The organism is Thiomonas sp. (genome assembly GCF_054608695.1).
The window spans coordinates 1-3,830 of sequence record NZ_JBTRXV010000177.1; the positions used below are offsets into that span (position 1 = coordinate 1).

Here is a 3,830-nt window from a genome sequence, read left to right on the forward strand (position 1 = left end):
GGGCGGTGCCTGATGTGACGCGAACCAGGCGGGCCGCCGCTTTGAAAGCATCCGATGCACTGAGCCAGCGGTCCGCTGTGTACCGGAAAACATCCAGATAATGGTAGGGCGGCAATATCAGCGCCAGGGAGTGCCCCACGTTCACATCGAAATGCGGACCTTCGGCGGGAATTACCCGGACCATTTCCTCAGACCCGCCATGCGCGTCTTTCACCACACGTTCTTTGCCGTCCGGTCCCATAACCTTGTCGCCCACCACAACATCCTCGACCGCCTTGATGCTTCCATCCAGCATCAGGATAGGGTGCCCCTTGGCAAAACACCCCGTCCCCCCACTTACCAGTATGTTTTTCCGGTCCGTCACCGCCCGGATGATCCGGTCGTACTGCTCGACCGTCAGGATGCCGCTGTCACGGTAGTCTTCCAGCGTGTACACGGATCGCGCAGGCAACCGAATAGCGAACGTCGGCTGCGGCATCAGTGGCGGAATAGCCCCTGCGAAGCGGGCGCGCAAAAATTCGTCCGGCATCGCCACCTCGACGATGGGCTTTTCACGGGACACCGTGGTGCCCCGGAAGTCCGCCATGAGGCCCAGGAAGTTCAGCGTCTTGGACGTGGGCAGCGTTGTGAGTTCAGCGATTCCCGCGCCGTGCCTTTCCACCAGCACCCGCCCGTCGTCGTTCAGCATGATCTCCACGGCGGCGGGGTCGTTAAACACCGCGCAGATCTCGGAACCCAGAATCCGGCGCATCTGCTCGATGAGCCGGTCATGCCGTTCCTGCTGCGCCTTGTCCATGTCTGCCATTGCTTAATCCTCTTGCAGCTTTTTGGTCAGCAGCGCCGCAATCTTGGCGATGGCGCGGGGCCGGTCGCCGTCGAATCCGCCGTGCGCCACCTGCTTGATGAACTTGTCGTAGCGGGTCAACGCTGAGGATTGCACCGCTTCGCTTTCGTCCCCCGCCGGTTCCGGCAGGTGAATCAGCATCATCTTGACGAACAGGTCAAGCATGGCCGCAACGGTATCCAGTTCCGCCTGCACCGCTTCCACGTCGCCGCGGGCGGCCAGCACGGTTGCAGCAATCCGCTTTTCAAAGCCGTCCAGTTCCGTGTGACCGTTTTCCGTTGCCGATAACCCACGCAGGGCGTAGTCGGTGATGAGTGCCGCCTTGGACACGCGCCGCTCGGACGCTTCCCGCTCGATGCGCTCGGCGTAGGGGCCGACGAGTTTCACGTTGGCAAATACAGGTTTTGTCATGTTGCGTTTATCCCTGCTAAAAAGATTCCTGTCTGGGTATAGCGGGCGGGGTAATGGGATAGCGTCAGTCGATACCCTTACCCTTATTCAACGCAGATCCCCTTTTGGCACCCAAGGCACTTTTTTCCAGAGCCGCCTTCTTTTCCTGCTGCAGCTTCTTCTGCAAGACTGCCGCCTGCAGGGCGATCTGCCGATCCAGCAGTTGCCGGTGCCACACCGCCTGAAAGCCAGTCACGGCATTGGCGTCCGGCTGTACCCCGGCGTCCAGCGCGTCGTCCAGCGCCTGTTCCGGGATCTTTACGGATTTGAAGTGCTGGTCGGGAATGGACAGGTCATACTCGGTGACTTTCGTGTAATGGACGGTCTTGCCGAGCATGCCGTCCGCAGGACCCTTCTCAAAGGATTTACCCGTCACGGAAACCAGACTGCGCGGCTGCAGCTTCTGGTCCGCCCGCTGTTTTTCCATGGCGGCGCTCTGGTACACGATATGCACCCGGCTGTCCGTACCTTCGATGAGTATGTAGCTGCGGTCGTACTGCTCATCCAGCCCCGTGCCCAACACCCTGCCCACCAGGTGATCGCCGGGCTGGATTTTGGTGACGACGGGCGGACAGCGGGGGTCGGTCATCAGCGCCCTGCCCTGGGCCACCATCGCCGTGCGCCGCTGCAGCACCTGCAAGTCCTTCAGGGCCTTGTCCCAACCCGGATCCATCGCCCAGGTCATGGCACCCACCTTTTCCGCCACCCCCAGCTTTTCCAGGGTCTCCAGACGGCGAATCCGCAGCCGCTGGGCCACGAAGTCAGAGTGCTTCGCCTCTGGGGTCAGGCGGTCTTCCGTGACGTAGGTCAGATCCGGTTCCATGCCTTTCACTTGCCGGTCCTGAATATCCCGGTCGATGCCCGTGAACTGCCGGGCGTCGACTTCCTTCTCTTTTGATTTCTGTATCTCCAGTTCGGACTTGTAGCCCAACCGTTCCGTGGCGATCTCTTCAGCAATCTTCCGCATGCCGTTGCGGATGAGGTCCGGGGCAATCTGCAGGTTGTCCTTGCCGCGCAAGACCACATGCGTGTGGGGATGACCCGTGTTGTAGTGGTCGATGGCCACCCATTCCAAGTCCTTCCCCATGTGCTGTCCAAGGCGGGCCATGAACTCGCGGGTGTATTCCTTCATTTGCAGACGGTCGCCGTCTTCCGGGGAAACGACGATCTTGAACAGCCGCTGGTCGCCTTCCATTTGCCATTTGTGCATCTCGGAAGATAAGGACACTTCATCACCAGCCGCGTTGAAGCCTTTGCCGACTTCACCCTCTTTCTGGGCGCCTTCTCTTTCCAGATACCGCCCGTGCGCGGCCCACTGTCCGGCCTTTTTGTTCGCCACGTAGTTCACCTTCACCATGCAACGCCGGGAAGCGGTTCGCAGAGCGAGGCCCCTTGGGGATGGGCGCACGGGATGGTGGTGACTGATCGGCGACTTTTTGTGTCCGCCGCCTTTGGAGCCGCCCTTTTCCCGCTGCACCCGGTCAAAAACCTTCGACGCGCGCGGGCGGCGAATGGAAAGGGCGTCGTCCTCAAAGCGCGGCTTTTTCGCCTTGAAGGACTGCCCGGATACGCTGGTGTCTGATTTCATGCCGAAAGCCCCCGGCGCTCAGATTGTCGGCTGTACAACTGGAAATACTCGTGCGGCGGCACGGAAAATTGCGACCTGCAGCGATTGCAGATCGCGAAGTAGCGCGCGTCCGGCGTTGTGGCCGTGTATCCTGATGCCCCCGCCGATACATGCCCGCGGCGCAGTGTTCCTTGGCTCTTACAGATTGGGCAAATTATCATTCCCAACCCCCTTGCGCACAAAAGCGAACACCGCCGGATCGCCTTGCTGCCGAATACGCCGCAAGGCGTCACCCTCAGCACATAACCAGTCGTGTAGATCGTCACTGTCCACCCCGTCGGCACCCTGCAGCACCCGCTGCTGTAGTTTTTGATACGCGCACTTATCCACGGGGTCATAACTGGTGAGCCGGGCAAGCAGCTCTTCATCGTAGCTGGGAGCCACAGAAGACCATGTACTCAAGGAATAAATAGCGGTTATTACTGTCGGAAACCCTGCGAGCCAGAAAAACACCCCCCCCAGCGGGACACCGACCACCCGCAGGAGGGGTCCAAAAAAGAGGAACGAAAGCACCCCTACCCCTATGACATTGATCATCACTCGGTATAACCTGATAGGCATACCCGATGAGAAGTCCCGGTTCTGACCAACAAGCCCTATGTAGTTTAGAGCTTTCCATTTGGCCTGCATGCTAGATGTTGTTGCTTCCATTTTTGCGTCCCCTTGTGTGTGTATCATGAATTTTCCGCCTCTATGTCTGTACTCCCCGACAATCGGGACCATGCCCACGCGCTGGCCCGCTGAATCTGCGGTGCGCCCGTACCTTTCGCCCACCACACGTTGCTTGTGAGCAGAACGGTGTCTGGACGGTATAGCGCGACCTCCAGCCAGCTAAACGGCAGCAACTGGTCGTAACAAATTTCCGCCATCATGGACTGGCCCGCGAGGGTTGCACCCGGCAGGGTTGCA

The 3,830-nt window shown here is 59.8% G+C and carries 4 protein-coding genes and 1 pseudogene; all 5 read right to left on the reverse strand.

The genetic code is table 11. From position 1 onward, the window contains the following. The coding region (locus tag ACYCUK_RS23785; RefSeq protein WP_461597059.1) for a Hint domain-containing homing endonuclease at nucleotides 1-805 on the reverse strand (805 nt) is incomplete at its 3' end. A 3-nt stretch (nucleotides 806-808) separates the two neighbouring features. Next, nucleotides 809-1,231 (reverse strand): hypothetical protein, encoded by a 423-nt coding sequence (locus ACYCUK_RS23790; protein ID WP_461597060.1) that lies wholly within the window; start codon nucleotides 1,229-1,231, stop codon nucleotides 809-811. A gap of 88 nt (nucleotides 1,232-1,319) precedes the next feature. Next, a complete protein-coding gene (locus ACYCUK_RS23795) occupies nucleotides 1,320-2,882 on the reverse strand; it encodes a DUF3363 domain-containing protein (RefSeq protein WP_461597061.1) in 1,563 nt (520 codons plus the stop codon). 177 nt (nucleotides 2,883-3,059) lie between these two features. Beyond that, entirely contained in the window at nucleotides 3,060-3,572 is a 513-nt protein-coding gene (locus tag ACYCUK_RS23800; protein ID WP_461597062.1) for a hypothetical protein, read from the reverse strand. Between the two features lie 23 nt (nucleotides 3,573-3,595). Then, nucleotides 3,596-3,830, reverse strand: a pseudogene (locus ACYCUK_RS23805) (hypothetical protein); the annotation flags it as partial.

What these genes read in the sequence shown, in the direction of transcription:
- ACYCUK_RS23795 (WP_461597061.1), bottom strand. Translation starts at nt 2,882, where the DNA reads ATGAAATCAGACACCAGCGTATCCGGGCAGTCCTTCAAGGCGAAAAAG.
- ACYCUK_RS23800 (WP_461597062.1), bottom strand. Translation starts at nt 3,572, where the DNA reads ATGGAAGCAACAACATCTAGCATGCAGGCCAAATGGAAAGCTCTAAAC.